The 26796-nt window shown below is 65.4% G+C and carries 21 protein-coding genes; 6 read left to right on the plus strand and 15 right to left on the minus strand.

The window, feature by feature from the left end; genetic code table 11:
• Positions 1–88: 88 nt before the first annotated feature.
• Positions 89–2452 (minus strand): GNAT family N-acetyltransferase, encoded by a 2364-nt coding sequence (locus tag VMJ11_RS32680; protein ID WP_325625207.1) that lies wholly within the window; start codon positions 2450–2452, stop codon positions 89–91.
• Positions 2453–2819: 367 nt separating this feature from the next.
• On the opposite strand from VMJ11_RS32680, the gene VMJ11_RS32685 reads away from it, so the two are divergent.
• The gene (locus VMJ11_RS32685; RefSeq protein ID WP_325625209.1) at positions 2820–3170 is read left to right on the plus strand and encodes a winged helix-turn-helix domain-containing protein; all 351 of its coding nucleotides are present in this window, start codon (positions 2820–2822) and stop codon (positions 3168–3170) included.
• A gap of 53 nt (positions 3171–3223) precedes the next feature.
• Here the strand turns inward: VMJ11_RS32685 and VMJ11_RS32690 are convergent, their stop codons facing one another.
• From VMJ11_RS32690 to VMJ11_RS32700, 3 genes are all read right to left on the minus strand, one after another.
• Positions 3224–4825: a peptide chain release factor 3 gene (locus VMJ11_RS32690; protein ID WP_325625211.1), complete on the minus strand. Its 1602-nt coding sequence runs from the start codon at positions 4823–4825 to the stop codon at positions 3224–3226.
• Positions 4826–5450: 625 nt separating this feature from the next.
• Positions 5451–5744, minus strand: a complete 294-nt coding sequence (locus VMJ11_RS32695) for an H-NS histone family protein (protein WP_325625213.1) — start codon at positions 5742–5744, stop codon at positions 5451–5453.
• Positions 5745–5850: 106 nt separating this feature from the next.
• A complete protein-coding gene (locus VMJ11_RS32700; RefSeq protein WP_325625214.1) occupies positions 5851–6078 on the minus strand; it encodes a hypothetical protein in 228 nt (75 codons plus the stop codon).
• Positions 6079–6468: 390 nt separating this feature from the next.
• Between VMJ11_RS32700 and VMJ11_RS32705 the strand changes: the two genes are divergently transcribed.
• The gene (locus VMJ11_RS32705) at positions 6469–7776 is read left to right on the plus strand and encodes a helix-turn-helix transcriptional regulator (RefSeq protein WP_325625216.1); all 1308 of its coding nucleotides are present in this window, start codon (positions 6469–6471) and stop codon (positions 7774–7776) included.
• 22 nt (positions 7777–7798) lie between these two features.
• Here VMJ11_RS32705 and VMJ11_RS32710 read toward each other — a convergent pair whose 3' ends face one another.
• Together VMJ11_RS32710 and VMJ11_RS32715 are read right to left on the minus strand one after the other, a co-directional pair.
• A complete protein-coding gene (locus tag VMJ11_RS32710; RefSeq protein ID WP_325625217.1) occupies positions 7799–8131 on the minus strand; it encodes a hypothetical protein in 333 nt (110 codons plus the stop codon).
• A 48-nt stretch (positions 8132–8179) separates the two neighbouring features.
• Positions 8180–8782, minus strand: a complete 603-nt coding sequence (locus tag VMJ11_RS32715) for a BON domain-containing protein (protein WP_325625218.1) — start codon at positions 8780–8782, stop codon at positions 8180–8182.
• Between the two features lie 203 nt (positions 8783–8985).
• On the opposite strand from VMJ11_RS32715, the gene VMJ11_RS32720 reads away from it, so the two are divergent.
• On the plus strand, positions 8986–10386 hold the full coding sequence (locus VMJ11_RS32720) for a GntP family permease (protein ID WP_325625220.1): 1401 nt from the start codon (positions 8986–8988) through the stop codon (positions 10384–10386).
• Between the two features lie 208 nt (positions 10387–10594).
• Here the strand turns inward: VMJ11_RS32720 and ydiJ are convergent, their stop codons facing one another.
• Positions 10595–13645, minus strand: coding sequence for a D-2-hydroxyglutarate dehydrogenase YdiJ (gene ydiJ / locus VMJ11_RS32725; RefSeq protein WP_325625222.1), 3051 nt, complete (start codon positions 13643–13645; stop codon positions 10595–10597).
• Between the two features lie 114 nt (positions 13646–13759).
• On the opposite strand from ydiJ, the gene VMJ11_RS32730 reads away from it, so the two are divergent.
• Both VMJ11_RS32730 and VMJ11_RS32735 read left to right on the plus strand, forming a co-directional pair.
• Positions 13760–14704, plus strand: coding sequence for a LysR substrate-binding domain-containing protein (locus VMJ11_RS32730; protein WP_325625224.1), 945 nt, complete (start codon positions 13760–13762; stop codon positions 14702–14704).
• Between the two features lie 170 nt (positions 14705–14874).
• Positions 14875–15777: an NAD(P)-dependent oxidoreductase gene (locus VMJ11_RS32735; protein WP_325625225.1), complete on the plus strand. Its 903-nt coding sequence runs from the start codon at positions 14875–14877 to the stop codon at positions 15775–15777.
• Between the two features lie 109 nt (positions 15778–15886).
• Here VMJ11_RS32735 and VMJ11_RS32740 read toward each other — a convergent pair whose 3' ends face one another.
• From VMJ11_RS32740 to VMJ11_RS32775, 8 genes are all read right to left on the minus strand, one after another.
• Positions 15887–17248, minus strand: coding sequence for an MFS transporter (locus VMJ11_RS32740; protein ID WP_325625227.1), 1362 nt, complete (start codon positions 17246–17248; stop codon positions 15887–15889).
• 407 nt (positions 17249–17655) lie between these two features.
• On the minus strand, positions 17656–18525 hold the full coding sequence (locus tag VMJ11_RS32745) for an alpha/beta fold hydrolase (protein WP_325625228.1): 870 nt from the start codon (positions 18523–18525) through the stop codon (positions 17656–17658).
• A gap of 65 nt (positions 18526–18590) precedes the next feature.
• A complete protein-coding gene (gene mhpT / locus VMJ11_RS32750; RefSeq protein WP_325625230.1) occupies positions 18591–19838 on the minus strand; it encodes a 3-(3-hydroxy-phenyl)propionate transporter MhpT in 1248 nt (415 codons plus the stop codon).
• A 95-nt stretch (positions 19839–19933) separates the two neighbouring features.
• Entirely contained in the window at positions 19934–20959 is a 1026-nt protein-coding gene (gene dmpG / locus VMJ11_RS32755) for a 4-hydroxy-2-oxovalerate aldolase (RefSeq protein WP_325625231.1), read from the minus strand.
• Between the two features lie 4 nt (positions 20960–20963).
• Positions 20964–21914 (minus strand): acetaldehyde dehydrogenase (acetylating), encoded by a 951-nt coding sequence (locus tag VMJ11_RS32760; protein ID WP_325625232.1) that lies wholly within the window; start codon positions 21912–21914, stop codon positions 20964–20966.
• Positions 21915–21927: 13 nt separating this feature from the next.
• Positions 21928–22716 (minus strand): 2-keto-4-pentenoate hydratase, encoded by a 789-nt coding sequence (mhpD, locus tag VMJ11_RS32765; RefSeq protein WP_325625233.1) that lies wholly within the window; start codon positions 22714–22716, stop codon positions 21928–21930.
• Positions 22717–22740: 24 nt separating this feature from the next.
• Positions 22741–23709, minus strand: coding sequence for a 3-carboxyethylcatechol 2,3-dioxygenase (locus VMJ11_RS32770; RefSeq protein ID WP_325625234.1), 969 nt, complete (start codon positions 23707–23709; stop codon positions 22741–22743).
• 2 nt (positions 23710–23711) lie between these two features.
• Positions 23712–25571, minus strand: a complete 1860-nt coding sequence (locus VMJ11_RS32775; protein WP_325625236.1) for a bifunctional 3-(3-hydroxy-phenyl)propionate/3-hydroxycinnamic acid hydroxylase — start codon at positions 25569–25571, stop codon at positions 23712–23714.
• Between the two features lie 191 nt (positions 25572–25762).
• On the opposite strand from VMJ11_RS32775, the gene VMJ11_RS32780 reads away from it, so the two are divergent.
• Positions 25763–26578: a DNA-binding transcriptional regulator gene (locus VMJ11_RS32780; protein WP_325625238.1), complete on the plus strand. Its 816-nt coding sequence runs from the start codon at positions 25763–25765 to the stop codon at positions 26576–26578.
• Positions 26579–26796: the final 218 nt, after the last annotated feature.

A 26796-nucleotide genomic window follows, 5' to 3' on the forward strand; every position in this document is an offset into this window, starting at 1 on the left:
CAAGCGGCAGGCAAGCGGCGGACAAACCGCGCCCACAAACGACGGGCAAGCGGCAACCAAACCGCGACCAAACCGCGCGGCCGCCGCCTCAGTCCAGCGGCATGCGAAAACCCACCACACCCGGGTCTTCCGTGGGCGTGACGGTAAAGCCGCAGGCGCGCGCCAGCCCGATCATCGGCGCGTTTTCGCGCAACGCCTCGCCGAGCAGCCAGTGCGTGCCGCGCGAGCGCACGTACTCGATGATGCGCGACATCAACAGGCGGCCGAGACCGTGCCCCTTGAGATTCGACAGGGTCGCGACCGCGAACTCGGCGGTCTCGTTGTCCGGGTCGGCCACGGCGCGCACGACACCCAGCGTGCGCGGCTGGCCGTCCTCGCCCTCGGCGACCGCAACCAGCGCCATTTCGCGGTCGTAGTCGATCTGCGTCATGCGCGCGAGCTGCGAGTGATCGAAGCTGCGCACCGCCGCAAAGAAGCGCAGGCGCAGGTCGTCGGGTGTCATCGACTCGACGAAGGTGCGGTGCATGGCCTCGTCTTCGGGGCGGATCGGCCGGATCGTGACGCGCTCGCCATGCCAGTCGACCGTTTCTTCGAGCCGGCGCGGATACGGCATGATCGCAAAGCGGCTGCGCTTTTCCGCGAGCTGAAGGCATGGCGCGACCACCACGGTCGCCTCGGGCAGCACCCGCAGCGTCAAGCGCACGCCAACGATCTCCCGCACCTCGCATACGACCTGCGAAAGCGCGGTGAGCGCGGTCAGCGTCGGCTCGGGCGCCACGTAACGCGCGTAGGGCGAGCGCGCGACGATGTCGCGCGAAAGCACGGGATTCAGCGGCGGCAGGCTGTAGACGCGCAGGGGCGGCGAAATGTCGTCCGGCGAAGGCGCGACGAACCGGAACACCGGGCCGAAGTTGTCGTCGTCGCGAAACGTCACCGTTACGTCGACCACCGGCTTCTCGCCCGGCTCGTCCTGAGCCTGCGTGACGAGTCCGAAGCGCGCCAGCAATCTGGCCGCCTCCTCGCCCTCCAGTTCAGTGTGCCCGGCCGCCAGCGCCGCGCGCGCCTCGCCTTGCGCCGCCTCGATGGCGGCCGCGCCCTGGGCCGGCATGGTCTCGGGCGTCTGCATGAGCAGTTCGCGCCCCAACCGGTAATCGACGAGACGCGCGAACGCGCGCGCGAGCCGGAGCGGCGTGGTATGCACGGGAATGCCGTGGGCGTGCAGCTCGTCGCGGGTCTTTGCGTCCACGCCGCCGAAAAAGCACGCAAGCACGCCGCGATACGCGAAGCGCTGATGCTCGATCAGCGTGTGCGCCACCTCTTCCACCGGCGCGCTGTGCGTGGGCGCATGCACGACGAACGCCGTGCCGCTCGAGCGCTGCGGCGCAAGCGTCTGCAACGCGAGGCCGAAGTGCTCGGGGGTTGCGGTATCGCCGAGCACGAGCGGATTGCCCGCCTGCGCGTGCGGCAGCGCGGCCTGCACCGCCGCGAGCGCTTCGTCGTCCCAGTGCGCGAGCGTGTCGCCGGCCTTCGTGAAGGCGTCCCGCGCGAGGGTCGCCACGCCGTGATCGCTCGTGATGAGCGTGGCCGTATCGCTCGCGGCCACGCGGCCGAGACCAAGCGTTTCGATTTCGTCGAGCAGGTCGTCGAGCGTATCGACGCGCACGATGCCCGCGCGCCGGAACGCCGCCGTGTACAGCGCATCGCCCGGGTCGTCGCGGCCGCTGCGCAGCGCGAGTACGGGCTTGTTGCGCGCCGCCGCGCGCGCCGCCGACATGAACTTGCGCGCAGCACGGACCGTGTCGACTTCGAGCAGGATGGCGCGCGTGCCGGGGTCGCTCGCGAGGTAGTCGAGCACGTCGCCCGCGTCGACGTCGGCTTCGTCGCCGAGCGCGATCACGTGCGAGAAGCCAAGACCGCGCGCGCCGGCCCAGCTCAGCACGGCGTTGGTGAGCGCGTTGGACTGCGAGACCCAGGCCACGCCGCCCTTGCGCGCAATCGAAGCCGCCGCCCCCAGTTGCGCGTTCAGCGCCGGCGTGAGCACGCCGAGGCTGCCGGGACCCACGATGCGCAGCAGGTGCGGGCGGGCTGCCGCCAGCGCATGGCGCAGGTCGGCGCTGTCGGCTTCGTCGCGCACCTCGCCGACGATGATGGCCGCGCGCGTGCCCATGCCGCCCAGCCGGTGCACGAGCGCGGGCCAGGTGGCCGGCCGCGTGCAGATGATCGCGACGCCGGGGGCCTCGGGCAGGTCGCCCGCATCGGCGACCACGGGGCGGCCGTCGAACGCCTCCGGGTCGCCCGCATGGCGCGGATTGACGGCCCATAACGGGCTCGTGAAGCCGCCCTCGATCAACCGCTGCCACACCATGTTGCCGATGCTGCGAGGACGCTGCGAAGCGCCGATCACGGCCACGGACTTCGGCTCGAACACCGCTGCGAGATTGCGTACGGTCACAGGCACTCCTCGTGGGTCGAATGCGTTGGTCGAAAGCGGGGGGGCGAACGCTTGGATCGAACGCCTGGGTCGAACTCGTAGTTCGAATACGCGCCAGAGCGGCGCAGCGCCAGTTTGTCCTCTACGGCCACCACGAAAGAGCATAGGGCAAGCGCGCAGGCGTTGCGCGCTTTTCGGCCGCCGCGCTTGCGCGGATTCGCAGCGACCTGGCGTCGCACTGCGCGCTGCCGCCCTGGCACGCCTGTCACCGCGAGATCGTCAGGGTCGCGTTGCGATAAAATCCACCACGTCCGATTCTGGCGCGGTAGCATCCGTGGCCTGGCACGCTTTCGAATGGCCCCGCATCGATCTCGAGTGAGCGCGACTCATGACCCGCCCTGCCGACATCTACCTTCGCTTCCTGCAGCTGACCGAAGCCTTGCGCGGCCTGCCTTCGCTGCCCGCGCTCGATCCGCTCGAAGAAAAGATTCTCGAGTTCGTGGCGCGCGTGAACCAGAAGAACGAACAGCTCTCGGTGCGGGACATGATGGCGCACAGCGAGCTAGGCTCGCCTGCCACGCTGCACGCGCGCGTCACCTCGATGCGGGAAAAGGGCTGGCTCACGCTCAGCGACACGGAAGACGCGCGACGCAAGCAGATCGAGCTCACGCCGGCCGCGCTCAAGCACTTCGACAAGCTCGCGGAAGCCTTCGTAAAGGCGGCAAAGGAATCGCGCTAGCCACGCCTGAGCGCGTGGCGTAGCGCGTTGCCGGCTCGCAGGATAAGCCGAACTTACAACGCCTTGCGGAAAGGCGCGCCCGAGTGCTCGCGCAGCTCGTTGAAGACGATCTTCGGCCAGGCCTTTTGCGCGACCTCGATTTCCGAAACGTGCGAAGCGAGATAGGTCGGCGCATTCGACGCGTCGTAGGCCATGCGCGCGGCGTACGAATCGGTGAAGCGGCGCAGCTCGACCGGATCGTCGCAGGTGACCCAGCGCGAGAGGCGATAACGCGCCGGCATGATGCGCACGGCCACCTTGTATTCCGCCGCAAGGCGGTGCGACACCACTTCGAACTGCAGTTGCCCCACCGCACCCAGGATCGTCGCACCGCCGTGGAGCGGGCGGAACACCTGAATCGCGCCCTCCTCGCCCAGTTGCTTGAGCGCCTCGCCCAGTTGCTTCGCGCGCATGGGGTCGACCACTTCGATGGTCTGGAAGATTTCCGGCGCGAAGAACGGCAAGCCCGTGAACTGCAGGTCTTCGCCTTCGGTGAGCGTATCGCCGAGGCTCAGCGTGCCATGATTAGGAATGCCGATGATGTCGCCAGGGTACGCCTCGGCCACGGTCTCGCGGCGCTGCGAGAGAAAGCTCACCACGTTGTTTGCACGGAAGGTCTTGTTGTTGCGCGTGACCTTCAACTGCATGCCGCGCTCGAAGCGGCCCGAGCACACACGGATGAACGCCACGCGGTCGCGGTGCGCCAGATCCATGTTGGCCTGCACCTTGAACACGACGCCCGTGAACTTGGGCTCGTCGGGCGAGACGGGGCGTTGCACCGTCATGCGCGGCGAGGGCGGCGGCGCGAGGTCGACGAGCGCATCGAGAATTTCCTTCACGCCGAAGTTGTTGATCGCCGAGCCGAACAGCACCGGCGACTGCTCGCCCGCGAGGAAGGCTTCGCGATCGAACGTGGGCGTCGCGCCCGTGATCAGCTCGACCTCTTCCTTGGTGCGCTTCCAGTGATAGCCGAAGCGCGCTTCGCCTTGTTCGTCCGAAATGCCCTGCAGCGTTTCCACCGCACCGCCGAGCGTTTCCTCGCCAGCACGGAACACGCGCACCTGGTCGCGCTGGATGTCAAAGACACCCTGGAACTCCTTGCCCATGCCAATGGGCCAGGTGAACGGCACGGCCGCCACGCCGAGGTGCTGCTCGATTTCATCGAGCAGGTCGAGCGGCTCGCGCACTTCGCGGTCGAGCTTGTTGATGAACGTGAGGATCGGCGTCTTGCGGCTGCGGCAGACTTCGAGCAGCTTGAGCGTTTGCGCTTCCACGCCGTTCGCGCCGTCGATCACCATCACGGCCGCATCGACGGCCGTCAGCACGCGGTAGGTGTCTTCCGAGAAGTCCTCGTGGCCCGGCGTGTCGAGCAGGTTGATGACGGCGTCGCCGTACTCGAACTGCATGACCGAGCTCGCGACCGAAATGCCACGCTGCTTTTCGATCTCCATCCAGTCGGAGGTCGCGAAGCGGCCGCTCTTCTTGCCCTTCACGGTGCCCGCGATCTGGATCGCGCCCGAAAACAGCAGCAGCTTTTCGGTGAGCGTGGTCTTGCCCGCGTCCGGGTGAGAAATGACCGCGAACGTGCGGCGGCGTCTGAGTTCGGCTACTGACATGGATAGGGCGGGTATCACAGATGAATTCGGGCAACCGGACCGCGCGGCGGGGGTTGCAGCGAGCGCGGCGGCGCTTGCGGGCGGCTTGACGCGACCACTGCGCAGCAGTGCGCGTAGCGGCTTCGCGCGGCAAATAGCACGAGCGATCGGGAATGTACCAGGGATGCCCGCGCAGAACGGCGCCGGGACCGAATGATACACGGCATTCGGGCCGCCGACTAAAGGTTTGATGCAAGTTCGGCCACCGATTCGGGCCGGGCGGCGGCAGCGGTTCAGGCCGGATTTGACAGCGCTGCCCGGGGCGGCGCGAGCACGCCACCGCGCAACGCACGTGGACAGGCACCCGGGAGCCGCCAAAGGTGAGCCTTTACGGGATCGGGGCGCGAAACGGTCGAAGGTGATCGTCCGGGTTCGCGGAACACGCCCCATTTTCGCGAAAACTTCCTTTCGCGACAGACACTTGCCCTCGATACGAACGCTTCGTTCAGCGGCGTTGCGCGGCGCTCACGCGTGCGACGCAGCGTCTGAGGTGAGCTTTTACGGGAACGGGGAACCGGAGCCGCCGCGAGATCCACAATTCCGTATATCCGAGGCGGCTTGTGTCCCGTGTCTAACGGGCTGCCCGTCACTCCTTGATGAGGAAGCGCTCGCGGTTCTTGCCCGCCAGCCAGCCCGGCGCGCGGCCCCGGCCGCTCCAGGTCTCGCCGGTTTTCGGATTCATGTAGCGGGCCGGCGCTGCCTTCTTGCGCGCGGCGCCCGGATGGCGGCTCGAGAAACCCAGTTCCTCCGCGGTGATGTCGTACTCCGCGATCTTTTCCTTGATCTCGGCGATCGCCTGGGCAACTTCCTTTTCACGCGCCACGGCCACTTCCTTATGAAGCTTCTCCAACTGGGCGGTCAATTGTTTGTAGCTCGGCATGAGACGTCATCTCCAGTTCAGTCGCAACCGTGACATTGTGACCGGTTTGGAGCCCGAGTGTGCCTGAGGGCGCGCTATTTTTACGAGACCGCCGCAGCGCTTCGCGCTAACGATGCCGCTGTTGTGCCGATTCGTGTTCCAGACGGCTTTCGAGCGCGCGCAGCGCTTCGTCGAGCCGCTTCACGCGCAGCGCCTGGGAAGGCACGAGATTCGCGCTGGACACCGAGTCGAGCCGGCCGCGCCAGTAGGAAAGCGGAATACGGTCACGGCCAGAAAGCCGCGCGATGATGTGCTCGAGGTGCTCAATGTCCTTTTCGAGTTGGTGATGATTCATCGCTGCCCCCGTAATGACAAGTTTTATCGAGAGCGCACTTAAATGGAGCGCGCACTCACTTTCGTCGCATTGGCGCTATTGTGCGCATCGTGGATAAACCAGCGGTATTGGCATTGCGCTGGCAACCCTTATTGAATACGAGCCGCGGCCGATTTTGCGTTTTTTTCATCGTTTCAAATCCAGAAGAGGATCGCCGCACCTGCCTATCCGTTGGTTAGCGAACGGAATTCCGGTGACAGGTCCGCCACGCTGACGGTTGTACCCGCACCCATACCGGAACGCAGATTAACGGGCGCCAATGCATCTGTATATTCCTCATTTGTGGAAGGCTATGCGTAATGCATTATTGCGCGCCGATATCCCGCTAGAGGCTCGAACAATGAGAATGGCGTGAAAACAAACGAACCACAATACGATCGCCTGCTGCATGCCGTTTACGAAACAATCGAAAATCCTTGCGCATGGAAGGATTTTTGCGCGCATTTACGTGAAACCCTCGGCGTGGCGTCGGTTCATTTGTTTGCCTTCGACCGGCAACGCGATCTCTTTTCCTGGAGCGACGGCTTCGTGCTCGCGAGCGCGGAGCCGCTCGAGCGAATTCGCCCGCTCTATCGCGACGATGCGCGTCTCGCGTGGCTGCGCGCCTACCCGGCGGGCAAGTGGCTGCATTGCGTCGAACCCGATGGCGCGAACGACGCCGTTGCGGCCGGCTTCGAGCTCAGTGCGCCCGAGGAAAGCCATCGCTGCCTGGCGCTGTGCAAGCTCATCGAGCAGCAAAGCCTCACCGTCATGCTCGCGTGCAGCGCCGCCGCTGATGCGAAGCCGCTCGCAGCCGGCCATCGCGAGTTGCTCGAGCGGCTCACCCCGCACCTCATCCGCGCGGCGCGCCTGTATGCGCGACGCTGCACGTTGAACGCCGACTCGCTCGCGAACCGCTCACGCCCGCCCGCAATGCTCGTGAGCGCGCTCGGCGAAGTGATCCACTGCAACGAGCCCGCACAGCGGCTCTTGAAGGCGACCTCGCTCGTTCGCGTGCGCGGCCGGCGGCTCACGCTCGCCGCGCCCCACCACGCGCACCTGCTCGAAGACATCGCCGTGAGCGAGGCGCGGCTACGCAGCCGGGCGAGCGGCGCGCGCGCGGCTGCGGCGCGCTTTCGCGCGCTGCGCATCGTTGGCGGCGCGACTCCCGACACGGCCGATACGCCCGACACGCCCGACAAGCTCAACAAGCCGGACAACCCCGACTTCACTGACACCGCCGCAGTACCGGCCACGCGTGAAGGGACCCAATCGGATCCGCACGCAGCGCACCGCGTTCAGCCGCCAGCGAAACTTGCCGCGGGCCAGCAGGAAGTGCTCTACGTGTTCTATACGGTGGTCACGGCCGACGATGCGTCGGCCTCCGAACTGCGCGCCTTTGCGGCCCTGACCTTTTATCACTCGCGCTCCGCGCCGCCTGTGGACGAGCAGGTACTCGCCTCGGCCTTCGATCTCTCGCCGGCCGAATGCCGGATCGCTCTGCTGCTCGGGGAAGGCCTCACGCAAAAGGAAATCGCTGCACACGTGGGCGTGCAACACGACACCGTGCGCAAGCAACTGCAATCGATCTTTCAGAAAACGGCGACGCGCCGCCAGCCCGACTTGCTACGCCTTCTGCTGAACCTCCCGGCACGCGGTGCCAGCACCGCCGACGGCTGAGGCGCACGCCGTCGCGACACGCTTATTGGGCCGCCCGGCAGGCGAAGACGAGCGTGTAATTGTCACCGCTGGTGAAATTGTCGACTTTGTCGTAGCCCGCGTTGCCGCAACGCGCGCGCGCCTGCTGTGCGCAAGAATCGCGATCGCCCGCAGCCGAGCATTGCACCTGGACCGTTGGACGGCCGTCCGAAAGAAACAGCGGCGGTGCGCTGCTGCATGCGGCAAGCCCCGCGATCAAGACTAAGGCGCACGCCGTCAACGGCAACTTGCGCGAATGGAACAACGACGAACCGGGACGAATCATTGGTGTACCCCAACGGGCTTTCTTGGTTTTTCGACGATGCGATTGTGCCATGCCGCGGGCCGCCTGCGCCGCATCGCAATAAACGCCGCGCCTCGCGGCTCAGGGGGCAGGCGAGAGCGTCTTGTAAGGCGGGGCCGCGCGCGGGTCCGAAGTCAGGTGTACGAACACCTGCTCGACATCGGGGATCGCGGCGAGCTTGCGCTCCAGCGCCGCGTTGTCGAAGCCAGCCGGCACGCAGCCTTCCGCGTAGACGAAGCGGCGCTGCACGGTGATCCAGACGCTCGTGCCCGCGAACATGGCATCGCCTTGCAAACGCTGACGAACTGCCGCTGCGATGTCGGCATCGTACAGATACGAATTCGGCTTCGAGCACTTGTGCGCGAGCCAGCATGTCGTGCCGCGCTCCACGCGGTAGTGGGCATCGTCTTGTGCTTCGGCTTGCGTCATCAATGGGCCGAGCGGCTGCGGGCAGGCGCGTATCGCGCTCGATAGCGCGAAGAACGGATCGTTGTACCAGTTCTTGCGCTGCGCGTCCGCAGTCGATGCCGACGACGATGCTCCGGCCGACTCCTGCGCCAACGCACCACGCGCCGCGAAACCACTGCATACACTGAAGACACAAGCGAGCACCAGCGCAAGCCCCGCCGCCGGCCTGGCACGCGCGCGCCGCACGCTACGCTCGCTCGAACCGATAGTGCCCATCGCCGCCTCCCGCACGCTCCGCTTCCGGGCTTCTTTCTCCCGCAACGATAGGGCCGCGCGGCCATGCTCGCAATAACCGGACGTCGGCATTCGCTACAATCGTTGCAACGCACCACGGCCGCAGCGCAAGAAAAGCCGCCTGGAAGACAATAGATCACGCCACAAGCCTCGTCGCGCAATACGATCGCCCTGCAGGAGACGCCATGTCGTTTGTTATCGTTATCGCAGCGCTCGCGTTCCTCATGCTCGCCGCCTACCGCGGTTATAGCGTGATTCTCTTCGCCCCCATCGCCGCGCTCGCCGCCGTCCTCTTCACCGACCCCGGCGCCGTCGCGCCAGTTTTCTCCGGCATCTTCATGGAGAAGATGGTGGGCTTCGTGAAGCTCTACTTTCCCGTGTTCCTGCTCGGCGCGGTATTTGGCAAGGTCATCGAACTATCGGGCTTCTCCGAGGCGATCGTCGCCGCCGCGATCCGCTATATCGGGCGCTCGCGCGCGAACGCCGTGATCGTGGCCGTGTGCGCGCTGCTCACGTATGGCGGCGTCTCGCTCTTCGTCGTGGTGTTCGCGGTGTACCCGTTCGCCGCCGAGCTCTACCGCCAGAGCGATATTCCGAAACGCCTCATGCCCGGCGCAATCGCGCTCGGCGCGTTCTCGTTCACGATGGATTCGCTGCCCGGCACGCCGCAAATCCAGAACATCATTCCCACCACGTTCTTCAAGACCACCGCCTGGGCCGCGCCCGCGCTCGGCTTGATCGGCTCGCTCTTCATCGTCGTCGTGGGCCTCACGTACCTCGAATGGCGCCGGCGCAGCGCGATGGCGAAAGGCGAAGGCTATGGCACCTCGCTCGTGAACGAACCGGAGCGCGTGCAGACCGAACACCTGCCCCATGCGCTGCTCGCCCTCGCGCCGCTCATACTGGTGGGCGTGGCGAACTTCCTGCTCACGCGCTGGATTCCGGTGTGGTACGGCGACACCGTGACCGTCGCGCCCGAAGTGCTGCCCGGCATCCATGCGCCGGTCACGGCCACCGTCAAGCAGGTCGTGGCGATCTGGGCGGTGCAGGGCGCGCTGCTGCTCGGCATCGTGCTCGTGATCGTGACGGCATTCGGCCGCGTGAAGAAGCGCTTCGCCGACGGCACGAAGGCGGCCGTGGCGGGCGCGCTGCTGGCCTCGATGAATACGGCCTCGGAGTACGGCTTCGGCGGCGTGATTGCGGCGCTGCCCGGCTTCATCGTCGTGAGCGACGCACTCAAGAGCATTCCGAATCCGCTCGTGAATGCCGCCGTTTCCGTGAGCGCGCTCGCCGGCATCACCGGGTCGGCTTCGGGCGGCATGAGCATCGCGCTCGCTGCCATGTCCGACCTCTTCATCAAGAGCGCGCAGGCCGCGAATATTCCGCTCGAAGTGCTGCACCGCGTGGTGGCAATGGCGAGCGGCGGCATGGACACGCTGCCGCACAACGGTGCGGTCATCACGCTGCTCGCGGTGACGGGATTGACGCACCGCGAGTCGTATCGTGACATTTTCGCGGTGACGGTCATCAAGACGATGGCGGTGTTTTTCGTCATCGCCGTTTATTATTCGACGGGGATTGTTTGATGGTCATCAGGTGTCCGGATGATCTGTCTGGACACCTGATGCACGACCGGCAACGCGACGTCCCTCGGCGGCTCCGCTACGGCAAGCCTGTCGAAAAGCGGTTTATGTGGCTATGTGCGTCGCGCGTGCGACGCAAGCGTTCGACGACGCCAGCCGATCGATTTCGAGCCCCTGCATTCAGCGAAACGGAAAGCGCACTACTTGAAGTTCAACGTAAAGCATCCAGCAACGCCTGAACCGGATGACGCAACTGCTGCCCGCGCAAGCGCTTCACCTGGCAACGGCACGAATAACCGGTGGCAAGCAACTCGGCCTGCGCATGCTCCGCGTTGGACGCCGCATTGACATGCCGCGCCCACGACTGCTCGAAAATCTTTTCCGATGTCTCGCGGTTGCGTGCCTCGTGACCATACGTGCCCGACATGCCGCAGCAGCCGCTAGCGGGTGTCGTGAGTGCGAGACCCGCCAACGCGAATACCTCCTTCCACAGGCTCGTGGCGGCGCTGGCGTTGGTGCGCTCGGTGCAATGCGGCAGCAGGCGAAACGACGTCGTCGCGAGACACGCCTTCTTTTGCCCGCGCAGCGCGTCGAGCAACCATTCCTGCGGCAACTGGACCTCGGGAACGGCCTCGATATCCGCAATCTTCCGGTACTCCTGCCGATACACGAGCGTCATGGCCGGGTCCACGCCAACCAGCCGCACGCCCGCCCCGGCGAGCGCGGCCAGTTGCGCTGCGTTGCGGCGTGCGGCGCGGCGAAACTGTGGCAGAAAGCCCTGCACATGTAGCGGCTTGCCGTTCGGCAGAAAAGGCGCGACGAACACCTTGAACCCCAGGCGCGCGGCAAGCTCCAGAAAAGCGGCTGCAACTGGCGTCTCGAAGTAGCGAGTGAAGGCGTCCTGAACCAGGATCACGCTTTGCCGCCGCTCGGCTTCGCTGAGCGATGCGAGTCGTTCGGGCGTCGCCAGTTCCGCGCCAGACTTACGCATGGCGCCGCGCCACGACTCGTTGCTCAACAACGGGCTATCGACCATGCCAAGGCAGCGCTCGAGCAGCGACTTCGCGGCACGCGTGCTCATCAGCGCGTTATACAGGCTGCGCGCGCCGGGCACCGCTGCCACGCGCGGCACCGTGAATTCGAGCGCACCGATCAGATAGTCCCGCAACGGCCGCAAATACCGTGTGTGATAAAGCTCCAGAAAGCGCGCGCGAAACTCGGGCACGCTCACCTTGACAGGGCACTGTCCCGCGCAGGACTTGCACGAAAGGCAACCTGCCATGGCCTCGTAAACCTCGTGCGAGAAGTCCGGCTCGCCTTGCTGCCTGCGCACGCTGTTGACGATGCGCACCGGCAACGCGGCCACGACCGGCGGCGCGGCGAGATTCGTCCCGGCATCCAGTTGCATGCGCAACCATTCGCGCATCAGCGAAGCGCGTCCCTTCGGCGAATGGATGCGCTCCCGCGTCGCCTTCCACGACGGACACATCGCATCGTCCGGATCGAAGTTGTAGCAGGCGCCGTTGCCGTTGCAGTGGACAGCATCGGCGTTGGCCTGCCAGACGCGCTCGTCGATGCGGCGGTCGAGTTCACCGCGCAGCGGCGTCGCGTCGATCTTCAGCAGCTTCGCGCTCGCGCCCGCTGGCGTGGCGATCTTGCCGGGATTGAGCTGGTTGTGCGGATCGAACGCCGCCTTGAGCCGTTGCAGCGCCGGATACAAGGGGCCGAAATACGCCGGCACGTATTCTGAGCGCACGCCCTTGCCGTGCTCGCCCCACAGCAGTCCGCCGTACTTGATCGTCAAGGCCGCTACGGCGTCCGAAATGGGGCGCACGAGCGCGGCCTCATCGGGATTGCGCATGTCCAGCGCGGGGCGCACGTGCAGCACGCCCGCATCCACGTGGCCGAACATGCCGTAGCGCAGGCCGAACCCGTCGAGCAGCGCGCGAAACTCCGCAATGTAGTCGGCGAGGTGCTCCGGCGGCACGGCCGTGTCTTCCACAAACGGCTGCGGGCGGCTCGCTCCGCGTGCGTTGCCGAGCAAGCCGACAGCCCGCTTTCGCATCGCGTAGACGCGGTTGATCGACGCTTCGCCTTCGGCGATCGTGTGTCCGAGACGCTTCACGCTCGTGTCCGTACGCAAGTGCTCGACGAACGCCGCCACGCGCGAACGCAGCTCGTCTGCGTCGTCGCCGCTGAACTCGACCATGTTGATGCCGCTTGCGCCGCCTTCGATGCCGTCGTCGTGCGGGAAAAACTCGGCCACGCTTTGCCAGACGATGTCCTCGCGCGCAAGACGCAGCACCGTGGAGTCGACAGTCTCGATCGAAAGCGGACGATGGGACATCAGCGCACGCGCATCGCGTAGCGCTTCCATGAAGCCCTCGTAGCGAATATTGACCAATGCCGCATGCTTCGGAATCGGCAGGACGTTCAGCGTCGCCTCCACGATGAAGCCGAGCGTACCTTCCGAGCCGCACAGTACGCTGTTGATGTCGAACCGCCCCTCGCGGTCACGCAAATGGGCGAGATCGTAGCCCGTCAAACAGCGATTCAGGTCGGGAAAACGTTCGCGTATCGAGTCGGCTTCGCGCTCACTTATATCGTGTGTAGTACGAAATATAGTGCCAACCTTGTCGTTTCGCGCACAGAGCGCCGCTAGCGCGGCGTTTTCAACTGGCTCGCTCGAAAGGCGCTCTCCGCCAGCCAGTATCGTTTCGAGCGCAAGCACATGGTCGCGCGTTTTGCCGTAGGTGCAACTGCCCTGCCCGCTCGCGTCCGTGCTGATCATGCCGCCGATGGTCGCGCGATTCGACGTGGAAAGCTCCGGCGCGAAAAAGAGCCCATGTCGTTTCAGCTCCGCATTGAGCTGGTCTTTGACGACGCCCGCCTCCACCGTGGCCGTGCGCGCGACCGGATCGATTTCAAGGATACGGTTCATATGCCTCGACATATCGACCACGATACCTTCGGTCAGCGACTGTCCGTTCGTACCCGTCCCGCCGCCGCGCGCGGTCACGACCACGCCGCGAAACGGCTCGCGGCCAAGCAGGCTCGCGACGCGCTGCACGTCCTTCGCGTGGCGCGGAAATACGACGGCGCGCGGATAGCGCTGGTAGATCGAATTGTCCGTGGCCAGCACCGTGCGCGTGGCGTGGCTCGTGTCCACCTCCCCCTCGAAACCCGACGCCTGCAATTCATGCAAAAATTGACGGATCGATGGTTCGCCGGAATCGGCGACGGCAAGCCTGGCAATGGTCATGGTGCTCTCGAATCTCTCGTCTTTTGCTTCATTTTCCTATCCAATGATGCATTCTGGCGCCGAGGCCGGCCACCGACAAACGTAAGTTCGTTGGGTTGATCATGAGGTTTATGAATGAATTTTCGCAAGCTCACGCCTTCAATGTCGCTGCTGCTCGCGTTCGAAGCGTCCGCGCGCCACGAAAGCTTCACACGTGCTGCGCAGGAACTCTCGCTCACGCAGAGCGCCGTGAGCCGCCAGGTTCAGGCGCTCGAAGCGATGCTCGACCTGGCACTCTTCACGCGCGAAGGCAAACGCATCGTGCCGACGGACGTCGGTCGCGCCTATATGGCGGATATCTCCCACGCACTCACGCTGATTCGCAGCGCAACGCTGCAGGCCCTCACGTCCAACGCCACGAAAACACAGCTGCGTGTCGCGACCTTGCCCACGTTCGGCGCCAAGTGGCTGCTTCCGCGCTTGCACCGTTTCTACCAGGCGCATCCCGACCTGCAGATCGACCTGGATTCGCGCATCGAGGCCGCCGACTTTTCGACCCAGGATCTCGACGCCGCCATCGTGGTGGGCGACGGCCGCTGGCCGGGCGTGACCGCGCACCGGCTGTATGCGGAGGAACTGGTGCTGGTCGGCAATGCCGCTACATTGCCCCCCGCGCGAAAATCGCGGCGCGCGGCCGTTGCGTCCAGCGCATCGAGACGAGCCTCCGCGCCAACGATCAAGGCCCTCGAAGGCCTCACGCTGCTGCGCGTGCGCAGCTTTCCCGACGCCTGGCGCGAATGGTGCGCACATTTCGGTTTGCCTCACGATGCGCTGCGGCCCGGCCCGAGTTTCGAGCTGACGTCGCATCTGATCCAGGCGGTGGTGGCCGGAATCGGCGTGGGTCTGGTGCCGCGCATGCTCGTGGAAGACGAGCTGAAGGAGAACCGTCTTCTCAGCCCCTACGAAGCAGTGTCGAGTTCGCGCTCGTACTATCTGGTCTATCCTGAGCGTGCGCAGCGCCACCCGGTGCTGGTCGCGTTTCGCGATTGGCTGCTGGAGGAGCTTGCCGTGCCGCATTGATCTCACTGTGGCGCCGAAACCCGGCACCGCTTGCCAATGCGCAATGCGTGCCGCACGGGGAACCCGCGTCCTGCGGCCCACGTCGAGCCTCCAACGGTTCAGCCAAACGAAACCCGATTTTGAAATTGCGGCGTTCGCTTCTTCATCAACGTCATCGACAGGGTTCCATCATGGATCAGCAAACCCAGCGACCGGTCACACGCATTGCGATCGTCGGTTTCGGCGAAGTCGGACCCATTTTTGCGCGCGCGTTTACCGAAGCCGGCCTGCACGTTTCGACCTTCGACATCAAGCTTCTGGACGACGCCACGCGCGCCACCATTCTCGAGCGCGCGAGCAAGAGCGGCGCGCAGGTGGCCGAGGATCTCGCCTGCGCGCTGGAAGGCGCGCAGTTCGTGTTTTCCGCCGTCACGGCGAGCCAGGCCGATGCGGCGGCGAGCGCGTGCGCCGCGTATCTGGTTGCCGGCCAGACCTTTATCGACCTCAACTCCGTGTCGCCCGCCGTCAAGCAGCGCAACAGCCAGGCCGTAGAGCGCAGCGGGGCCGACTACGTGGAAGCCGCTGTGATGGCCCCGGTGCCGCCGCAAGGCATACGCGTGCCGATATTGCTGGGCGGCCGCATTGCAGAGCACACGGCCGGATTGCTCAACGGGCTCGGCATGCGGGCGCAGGCCGTAGCATCGGAGGTAGGGCTCGCATCCGCCATCAAGCTGTGCCGCAGCATCATGATCAAGGGCATGGAGGCGATGTGCGTGCAATCAATGCTCGCCGCACGCGCTTTCGGCGTGGACGATCGCGTGCTCGCTTCGCTTGCCGCGAGTTTCCCCGGCGTGGGCTGGGACACCGGCTATGAGTCGTATCTGATTGGCCGCGTGGTCGAGCACGGCCAGCGGCGCTCCGAAGAAATGCGCGAAGCGGCGGCGATGCTCGAGGGTCTGGGCATGTCGAGCGAACTCGCCAACGCCGTCGCCGATGTGCAGCAAGCGCTGGCGGAACGCGCCGCGCCGCTTGTCGAGGCATTGGATGCGGAGGGCAGGCTGCCTGAGTGGCGCACGCTGCTCAAGCCTGCGTGAGACGTGCGGCGAATGCTGCTTTGAAGCCGCTTCGAATGCCGCTTCCAATGCCACTTCGAATGCGGCTTGAGCCCCCCGCATCGCATGCGCGAATGCGGGGCATCGCGTCTTACCGCGCGGCCTTGGCCGCCGGCACCCCGGCAACCAGCGCCGCGCCGCTCACCACCAGCAACGCCGCGAGCACATACAGCGCATTGTCCATGCTGCCTGTATGCGTCTTGATGAGCCCGATCGCCCACGGGCTCACAATGCCGCTCGTAATGCCGATACTGCTGATGAGCGCGATCCCCGCGGCGGCGGCCTTGCCAGAGAGATACGCCGAAGGCACCGCCCAGAAGATCGGCAACGCGGCAAAGATCAGCACTGCCGCAATCGACAGTATCGCCATCATCGCGGCGAAGCTCGCCAGGTGCAGCGTAAGCAGCGCCAATGCGATACCGCCGCCGATCGTGCATGCCGCGAAGTGCCAGCGCCGTTCGCTGCGCCGGTCCGAGCGGCGCGCGATCCACATGAGGCCCACCGCGCCCACCGCGTTCGGGATCACCGTGTAGAGGCTGATCCACAGCACGTCGTGCACGCCGAAGTCGCGAATCATGAGCGGCATCCAGAAGTTCAGCGTGAGCGAAGCGCAGGTCAGCGAAAAGTAGATGAACGAGAACAGATAGACGCGCGGGTTGCGCAGTGCCGCGCCGAACGAGCGCGTGGAATGCGCGTGCGAGTGTTCGCCTTCGCCGTCGCGTTGCGCGACGAGGTGAGCCTTTTCGGCACCGCTGAGCCACGTGGCTTTCTCGGGGCTGTCTACGAGGCAGAACGCCGCCATCACTCCGAGCAGCACGGCCGGCACCCCTTCGATCGCGAACATCCAGCGCCAGCCTGCGAGTCCCAGCACGCCGACCATGTCGCGCATGATCCAGCCCGAGATGAGACCGCCCAGCACGCCCGCCACCGCAACGCCCGCGAAGAAGATCGAGAACACCGCGGCGCGGCGGCGCGCCGGAAACCAGTACGTGAGATAGAGCACGATACCCGGAAAGAAGCCCGCCTCGAACACGCCCAGCAGGAAGCGCAGCACATAGAACTGCGTGGGGCTCGACACGAACATCATGCACGTGGAGGCAACGCCCCACAAAAGCATGATGCGCATGAACGTGCGGCGCGCGCCGAAACGGGCGAGCAGCATGTTGCTCGGCACTTCGCACAGCACGTAGCCCACGTAGAAGACGGCGGCGCCGAGGCCGTACATCGCGTCGCTGAAGCCGAGATCGTGCTTCATCTGCAACTGCGCGAAACCGATGTTGATGCGGTCGAGAAACGACACGACGTAGCAAATGAACAGGAACGGAATCACGCGCACCGAGACCTTGCGATAGAGCGCGTCGTCCTGCGCGTTCGAGGGGGTGAGCGTGTGAGTGGGCGCGGGGTGCGCGCGCGCAGCTTCGGACCCGCGGTCCGGGGCGATCGATTGGGGCATCTGCCTGTCTCCAAACATGACTCCGGCCTGCCCAGGCAGACCGTTGATACGCGGCGTCTTGCGCGCCTCGCGCGGCTCGCCGGGACGCTTGCGGCACGCGCGTCTCCAGGCAGTGAACCGATCATAGGTGGGCTCGGATTAATTTGTCAATAGCTAATAGATTCGCCCTACGTTAATTCTGGTTTATCTACGGCCGGGCGGCGGATGGCGTGGGAGTCGGCGTATTCGTCACATGAAATCCGGTTTGCGAACTTCATTTGCCGATTACTTCGAATACCTTATTTTTTTGAGCGCTCGTGGACACATTCGCCAAAAAAAATGCGGCGCACCGCGAGGCACGCCGCATCTTCGTACACGAAACGAAGCGATACGAAGCGGCGCGAAGCCGCTCCCTCGCCGCCGGTGCTTCAGTGCTGCAGGAAATCGATCACCATGCGATTGAACGCCTCGGCGTGCTCCCATTGCGCCCAGTGGCCGCAGCGGTTGAACACGTGCAGTTGCGCGTTCTGCATGCCGGCAATGAGGCGCAGGCCGATATCCATCGGCACGAAGCGGTCGTCGCGGCCCCAGATCACGAGCGTGGGCGCGGCGATTTCGCCAAGGCGCGGGCCATAGTCGGTGAACTGTTTCGGGTTCGTCGCGAGGCTCTTCACGAAATTCTCGAGGTGGTCGCGGCGCGTGAGCATGTTGTCGAGGCGCGCCTGCATCAGGTCTTCAGTGATCGCGCTCGCATCGTAGACGAACACGTTCATCATGCGCTTGAGGTTCTCGATGGTCGGCTCGCGATAGAGGCCTTGCAGCAGCTTGATGCCTTCAGTGGGCATCGGTGCAAAATTGCTCGGGCCGCCGGTGCCGCCGCCCATCAACACGAGCTTGCCCACGCGCTGCGGGTTGGCGAGCGCGAAGGCCACGGCGCTGTGGCCGCCCATCGAGTTGCCGAGAATATGCACGCGATCGATGCCGAGCACGTCGAGCAGGCCCTTGAGCACGCGGCCGTTCAACTCCGAGCGCGAACTCGTGCAAACGACCGGGTCGCTCTTGCTCCAGCCCGGGCAGTCCATCAGGATCACGCGGTAGCCGGCCGCAACGAGCGGCTCGACGTTGCGGTTGAAGTTCGCCCAGCCGCTCGCACCCGGACCTGAGCCGTGCAACATCACGACGGTTTCGGCGCCCTCGCCCGCGTCGTTGTAGTGAATCTGGAACTCGACCTCGCCGTCCTTCACGCGCGCGAACTTGCTCGTCGAGGCTTCCGTGATTGCTTGTGCGGTACCCGTCATGATGACCATCCTCTAAAACGTATTAACCCATGCCGGAGAAGGCATACGCCTTCTCCCCTTCAATATCAGACGCCCTGCGCACCGAGCGCGCCGCGCTGCGTGAATGCGCCCACCACGGTGAGTGCGGCGAGTGCTGCGATCACAGCGAGCGGAATGCTGGCGCCCACCAGCATCGATGGACTCTGACCGAGCGCGAAGAGCTGTCCCGCCACGAGCGGCCCGAGAATCGAGCCGAGGCGCCCCACCGCCACCGCTGCGCCCACGCCCGTGCCGCGCACTTCAGTGGGATAGGCGTGGCCCGCGAGCGCGTAGAGCACCGACTGGCCACCCACGATGAAGAAGCCGCACAGCAGGCCGCCCACAGCAGTGGAGCTTGCGCCGCCCGCGTTCGCGAGCACGGCGAGTGCCGCGACGATACCCACGTACATGCCGATCACCGTGCCGCGACGGCCGAAGCGATCCATGATCGTCGCGATCGCCACCGCGCCGACGCCGCCGCCGATGTTGAACATCATCAGCACGAGGTTGGACTGCACGCGCGTGAGGCCGCGCGCAAGCACCATCGAGGGCAGCCAGTTCATCAGGAAGTACAGCACGATCAGCGTGCCGAGGTAGCTGATCCACAACGCGATCGTGGTGCGCGCGCGGCCGTAGCGCCAGAGCGCTTCCGCCACGCCCGGCACGCCTTCCTTCGCCGCAGTCGATGCCTTCGCCGCCACGAACTGCTGAGACTCGCGCAGGAACAGCCCGAGCAGTGGCACCATCACGATCGGACCAAGGCCGCCAACGTAGAACACGTCGCGCCAGCTCGCCTCGCTGGTGCCGAGCATGCCGATCACGGCCGCGATCGCCGCGCCGAACGGCATGCCGCAGTACATCGCGCCCACGGCCGTGCTGCGCTGCTGCGGGCCCGCGGCCTCCGAGCACAGCGCGATCAGGTTCGGCATGGCAGCGCCCAGGCCAAGGCCCGTGAGCAGACGCGCGACGAGCAGGCTCTCGAAGTTCCAAACCATCGTCGTGGCGAGCGAAAAGAGCCCGAACAGCGTCACCGACCACATGAGCACACGCTTGCGTCCAAAGCGGTCGGCGAGACGACCGCCCAGCGCCGCGCCCGGCAGCAGGCCGATCGCGCCCGCGCTGAACGCCCAACCCATCTGCGCGACAGCGAGATGAAACTCCTTCGCCATGCGCGGCCCGGCCACACCCGCCGATTGCAGGTCCAATCCTTCGAGCAGAGCAATCGCCAGACACAGAGCGATCGTTGCCTTGCTGCTCGTCTCGCTTCCTCCAGCACTACTGTTTCGCGACGTCATGAAAGTCTCCAGATATTGATGTAAGCCGCTCTTTCCGGCGGCTCTATAAGCCGCAACGCCGCGCACCGCCCGAAGGCGATGCGCGGCGTGCTTGATCAGGACTGCAATGCTTCCTGGCGCTTTTTCAGGTCGAGCGCCACGTCGACGATCATGTCTTCCTGGCCACCCACCATCCGGCGCTTGCCCAGTTCGACGAGAATGTCCACCGTCTTCAGGCCGTACTTCTTCGCCGCCACTTCCGAGTGGCGCAGGAAGCTCGAATACACGCCCGCGTAACCGAGCGCGAGCGTCTCGCGGTCCACGCGCACCGGGCGATCCTGCAGCGGGCGCACGATGTCGTCGGCGGCGTCCATCAGCGTGTAGAGGTCGGTGCCGTGGTTCCAGCCCATGCGCTCAGCCGCGCCGATGAATACTTCGAGCGGGGCGTTGCCCGCGCCCGCACCCATGCCCGCGAGCGAGGCATCGATGCGGTCGCAACCTTCTTCCACGGCCACGATCGAGTTCGCCACACCAAGCGACAGGTTGTGGTGCGCGTGCATGCCCGTTTGCGTTTCGGGCTTGAGCACGGCCTTCACCGCGCGGAACCGGTCGCGCACGTCGTTCATCGTGAGCGCGCCACCCGAGTCGACCACGTAGATACAGGTCGCGCCGTAGCTTTCCATCTTCTTCGCTTCGACCGCGAGATTTTCCGGCGTGGTCATGTGGCTCATCATCAGGAAGCCCACCGTGTCCATGCCCAGTTCGCGCGCGTATTCGATGTGCTGCTTCGAGATGTCGGCTTCCGTGCAGTGTGTGGCCACACGCACCACGCGCGCGCCAGCGTTATACGCGGCCTTCAGGTCGTGAATCGTGCCGATGCCGGGGAGCAGCAGCGTCGCGATCTGTGCGTGCGTGACCACGTCGGCCACGGCCTCGATCCATTCGAGGTCGCTGTGTGCGCCGAAGCCGTAGTTGAAGCTCGATCCCTGCAGGCCGTCGCCGTGGGCGACTTCGATGCTGTCAACCTTCGCGCGGTCCAGCGCGCGGGCGATGTCCTGCACGTTCTGGATCGAGTACTGGTGGCGGATCGCGTGGCTGCCGTCGCGCAGCGTCACGTCGGAGATATAGAGTTTCTTGCTCATCGCTTTACGCTCCTTGTACGCTGAGCAGCGTCTGCGCCATGCGTTCGGCGGTGGCGAGCGCGGCGGAAGTCATGATGTCGAGATTGCCTGCGTACGCGGGCAGATAGTGCGCGGCGCCTTCCACTTCGAGGAACACCGAGGTCTTCAGGCCGCTGAACTTGCCGAGGCCCGGAATGTTGAGCGGCGCGCTCGCGGGAATCTCGTCGAACTGCACCTTCTGCTTCAGGCGATAGCCCGGCACGTAGGCATGCACCTTCGCGACGGTCTCTTCGATCGACTGCTCGATCTTCTCGCGGTCCGCCAGTTCGGAGAGCGTGTAGACCGTGTCGCGCATCATCACCGGCGGCTCGGCCGGATTCAACACGATGATCGCCTTGCCCTTCGCGGCGCCGCCCACCACTTCGATGGCCTTCGAAGTCGTTTCGGTAAACTCGTCAATGTTCGCGCGCGTGCCGGGGCCCGCCGACTTGCTGCTGATCGAAGCGACGATTTCCGCGTAGTGCACCTTCGCCACGCGCGACACGGCGGCCACGACAGGAATCGTGGCCTGGCCACCGCAGGTGACCATGTTGACGTTGGGCGCTTCGATGTGCGCGTCGATGTTCACGACCGGCACGCAGTACGGGCCGATAGCCGCGGGCGTGAGGTCGATCACGCGGATCGAGGGCTTGAGCTTGCGCAGCAGCGCGTCGTTCTTCACGTGCGCGCCGGCCGAAGTGGCGTCGAACACGAAGTCGATGTCGTTGAACACCGGCAGACGCGTGAGACCTTCCACGCCTTCGTGCGTGGTGGCCACGCCGAGGCGCGCGGCGCGCGCGAGGCCGTCGGAGTTCGGGTCGATGCCGACCATCGCCGCCATCTCAAGATGCTGGCTGTTGCGCATGATCTTGATCATCAGATCCGTGCCGATATTGCCGGAGCCGATGATCGCGGCCTTGAGTTTTTCGGAAGCCATATGAATTCCTTTGTCAGGCGGAGAAAATCGCGCGAACGCTGCCGAGGCCTTCGATCTGCGCGGTATACGTGCCGGGTTCCTTCACGGCGACCATGGGCCCGAGCGCTCCCGTGAGCACCACGTCGCCCGCACGCAGCGGCGTGCCCAGCTGGACCATGCGGTCGGCGAGCCACACGGCCGCGTTCAGCGGATTGCCGAGGCAGGCCGAACCGTTGCCGCGCGAGAGCACCTCGCCGTCGCGCAAAAGCTCCATGGCGCAGGCCGTGAGGTCGATCTGCGAGAGCAGCACGGGACGGCTACCCACCACGAAGCGTGCGCTCGACGCGTTGTCGGCCACGGTGTCGACGAAGCGGATGTCCCAGTTCTGGATGCGGCTGTCCACCACTTCGATGGCCGCGAGTGCATAGGCACTGGCGCGCAGAATGTCGACGAACGTGTGCTTTTCGAACGTGAGGTCGCGCTCCAGCACGAGCGCGATTTCCGCTTCGACCTTCGGCTGGATCAGTTGCGAAAGCGGGATGGCTTCCGCATCGCCGTAGGCCATCGAAGCGAACAGCGCGCCGAAGTCGGGCTGATCGACGCCCAGCTGCTTTTGCACTGCGAGCGACGTGAGGCCGATCTTGCGGCCCACGATGCGCTCGCCGTTCGCCACGCGCAGATCGACGTTGGCTTGCTGCACCCCATACGCGGTGGCGATATCGTCCATTGCGATCTCGCCGCGCACCGGCTCGATCACATTGCGCGACGCTTCGGCTTCGCGCAGGCGCGCGGCCACGGCCGCGACGAGTTTGGAATCTGACATGCGAATTCTCCGGAGTCCTGTCGATCAGGCCGCGTCGGCGAGCGCCAATTGCGACTCGTCGGGCGTGGCGTGCATGGTGGCGAAGCCCGCGATCCACTCGGGAATCTCGCGGTAGTAGTCGAGCGACGCGCGGTACGGCCCATACGCGGCCAGCGCGCCGAACGCGGCAACCCACGTGCGGATCTCGTGGGCCGACTTGCCGCCGTCGCGCGTGATTGCCGCGTTGGTCATGCCGTCCACGGCGGTCAGTTCACCCGAGGCGAGGCGCGCGAGAAACGCGCGGTCCCACTCGGCGTTGAGCGGGTGCAGAGGGCTGTCGCCGACCGTGAAAGACTTCGCGGCAGCCACGGTGCGCGCCTGGCGCGCGGCGCGCGAGTCGGGAGTCGGGTTGCGGCCTGCGATCAGGCGTTCCGCCACTTCCGCGGTCGCGCCGAGCAGTTCCGGCACCGGCGGCTCGTGCGAAATACCGCCCGACCCCACCACGAGCACGCGCTTGTTGCTGCGCGAAAAAAAGCGGCCGATCGCGTCGCCGAGCAGACGCGCGCGTCGCAGCGTCGCCATGGGCGGCGCAACCGAATTGATGAACACCGGAATCACCGGGTAGCAGTCGAGACCGCCCGTAAGCACTTCAAGCGCCTGCGCGCAACCGTGGTCGACCTGCATGCGGTACGACAGCGCCACGTCGATATCGGCGGCGAGCACGTTCTCGGCGAGCGTATGCGCGAGCGCTTCCGGCACCGGCAGCGTGCCGGCCATGCTCTTGAAGTCGCCGATCGCTTCCGCCCGCGCGCCGATGCAGAACGGCGGCATCACGTCATAGAAGAAGCCGTTGAAGTGATCGGGTGCGAACGCAACGATCAGGTCGGGATTGAAAGCTTCCACACGCTCGCGCGCGGCACGGCCCATGCGCTCGACTTCAGCGACCACTTCGGGCGCGGGGTCGAAATAGCCGTGCAACGGCGTGTGCGACAGACATTCGAGGTGAATCGGCATGCTCATGCTCCTGCTGCGCGCGCGACGGCCATGCCGCGCGCGGGACGGTTTTGCGGGGCCGCGGCGCTCTCCTCGCGCTGCGCGAGATCGGCGATATCGGTGATGCCGAGCTTGACCGCGAGTTCGACGATCGAGTCGGAAACCTGCTGCGGCGAGCAGACACCCGCAACGAAGCGGTCCGGACGTAGCAGCACGACCGATTCGGGCAGCCGGCTAAACCAGTCTTTCAGGCGGCCCTGCACGTCGCCGAGCGCGAGCACGCCTTCGGGCACGTCTTCGGCGTATTCGAGCTGCACGTCCGGCTTCGCGAACACGAAGCGCGCGCCGAGGCGCTCCCACAACGCGCGCGCCTGCGGCGTGAGGCCGAAGGTCGGGTCCGCGCCCCAGGCGAGCACAGCGAAGCCATTGCCGATCGCGTCGTCGAGGCGCACCACGCGGCCATCGGCAAGGCGCACGCGCGGCTGGATGAACATGCGGCCCACGGGCGAGGCGGCGAGCGGATCGCGGCCATAAGCGAGGCGACCGATCAGCGAGTCGCGCTTCTGGCTCATCAATCCGAGCAAGCGGCCCGGCGCGGAGTTGCCCGAGCGCTCCAGCATGCGGGCGAGCCAGCCACCCGTCTTCTGCGGCGGCGGCAGCAGCACCACGCCCGCTTCATAGCGCGGCATCGGCTTGAAACGCATTTCGACGAAGTAACGCTTGACCGAAGGAAACACGTTCATCGAACGCACGAAGGCGTCGCGAAAGCGCGCGCCAAAGCGCGTGGTGGGCGCGAAAATATCGCCCGCGACTTCCGAGAGGTGAATCATCGAGCGTGCGTGCGCGCGGCGCTCGACGGTATAGGTGTCGAGCAGGCGGGCGTCGGCCTGGCCCTTCGCCACCATCGCGAGCTTCCAGCCCAGGTTGTTCGCGTCGCGAATGCCGCTGTTGTAGCCCTGGCCCTGCCACACGGGCATGATGTGCGCCGCGTCGCCGGCCAGCAGAATGCGGTCCACGCGGAACGTCTCGGCAAGGCGCGCGTTGTGCGTGTAGACGCGCTTGCGTATGTAGTCGACCTTGTCGGGATCGGCCACCACCTTGCGGATCAGCGCGGCCATATTCTCGGGCTTCGAGAGTTCTTCCTCGGTTTCGCCGGGCATCACCATGAACTCGAAGCGGCGAATGCCGTGCGGCAGCGCAGCCGAAACGTACGGGCGCGTGTGATCGCAATGCATGTAGATGTGCGGCGAGCCGATCGGGTCGTTGCGCACGTCCACCACGATCCATTGATTCGGCTTCGTGCGGCCTTCGAAGGGCACGTTCAGCGCGCGGCGCACGAGGCTGTTGCCACCGTCGGCGCCCACCACATACGCTGCGCGAATCGTGCGGCGCTCGCCGTTCGCATCGCTCACTTCGATCGACACGCCCTGCGCATCCTGCTCGAAAGCGTTGACGCTGTGGCCGAGCAGCACTTCCACCTGCTCGAAGCGCTCGAGCCCTTCGTAGAGCACGCGGTCGGCGAGCGGCTGAATGAAAGCGTTGCGGCGCGGCCAGCCGAATTCATCGGTGCGCGGCTCGATCGACGCGAAGCAGTGGCCGTCCTTCGTGACGAAGCGCATCCAGTGATCGGGCGTGGTGTGCGGCAGGAGTGCGTCGGCGAGACCGATCGACTGGAACACGCGCAATGCTTCGTCGTCCAAACCAATGGCGCGCGGGTAGTCGATGATCTGCTCGAGTTTTTCGACGACCGTGACACGCACGCCTTGCAGGCCGAGAATGTTGGCGATCATGAGGCCGACCGGACCTGCGCCGATGATGGCGACGTCGGTGGCGATCTGACGAGGGCGGACGGTATCCGCCTGCTGGACGAGGGGGGTGTTCATGTGTCTCCTTCTCGCGCGACTTATGTGGCCGCTGCGGATGCTGACAGGTCTTGCCTGGAACGGATCAACGGCTCAGACGTTTTGCCGCACGCCGGTGAATGAAAGCGAGTCTAGGGTCCGCCCGATGCGCGCTCAACATTTTTAGTGAAATGTGCATAGAATGCACAATGTTGATTTTTAAGGCATTTCCGATGACGAAGTATGCGAACGTACGGGGGCTGGCGCGCGGTCTCCAGGTACTGCAGGCGCTCAACGCCATGGAGAATGGGCGTGCGACGAGCCAGCAGTTGAGCGAGGCGACAGGGCTGCATCGCACGACGGTGAGGCGCCTGCTGGAAACCCTGGTGGAGGAGAGGTTCGTGCGCCGCAGCGCATCGGACGACAGCTTCCGCCTCACGATGAACGTGCGCGCGCTGAGCGAGGGCTTCACCGACGACGAGCTGATTGCGACGATTGCGCCGCCGATCATGGCGCAGATGCTGCAGCGCACTGTCTGGCCGTCGGACCTCACGACGCCCGACGGCGACGCCATGGTGATACGCGAGACCACGCACCGCTTCAGCCCGCTCTCGTTTCACCGCGCGATGGTGGGCCGGCGGCTTCCCATGCTGCTCACGGCCGCGGGCCGCGTGTACTTTGCGATGTGTCCCGAGGCGGAACGCGAGGACATTCTGGAGCTGCTGCGCTCGGGCGCGGGCGGCGAGCAGCAGCAACAGCTCGCGGCGGACAAGGCGTTTATCCGCAACCTCGTGCGGCAGACGCGCGCGGACGGCTTCGGCTCGAACCACGGCGACTGGGCCGACCAGCGCAAGATTGGCGCGCTCGCCACGGCGATCGAGGCGCACGGACGCGTGCTCGCGAGCCTGAACGTGATCTATCTGGAGCAGGCCATTACTCCGGCCGAGGCGGTGCGGCGCTTCGTGCCTGAGTTGCAGCGCGCCGCTGAGGAGATGGTGAGGGCGCTCGAAGCGCAGGAGGAAGGGGCGAAGCGGCAGGAGCGTGGTTGAGGTTTTAGGCGGGTTTTTTTGTCGCGGGTCTTGTGGGTTTGGGTTTGGCTTTTTCTTGTTTTCGTGTCGGTATGCATGCGTTGCCCCTGTGCGGGGCGGCACCTACTTTTCTTTGCAGCGGTGTATGGACCGGAGACATGGGTAACAGGTGTGCGGAGACATGGGTAACACATGATCCGCTCATTCCTGCTGGTTCAGGTTGATGGTTCCGAAGCGGT

The organism is Paraburkholderia sp. (assembly GCF_035501035.1).
Taxonomy (GTDB): Bacteria; Pseudomonadota; Gammaproteobacteria; order Burkholderiales; family Burkholderiaceae; genus Paraburkholderia.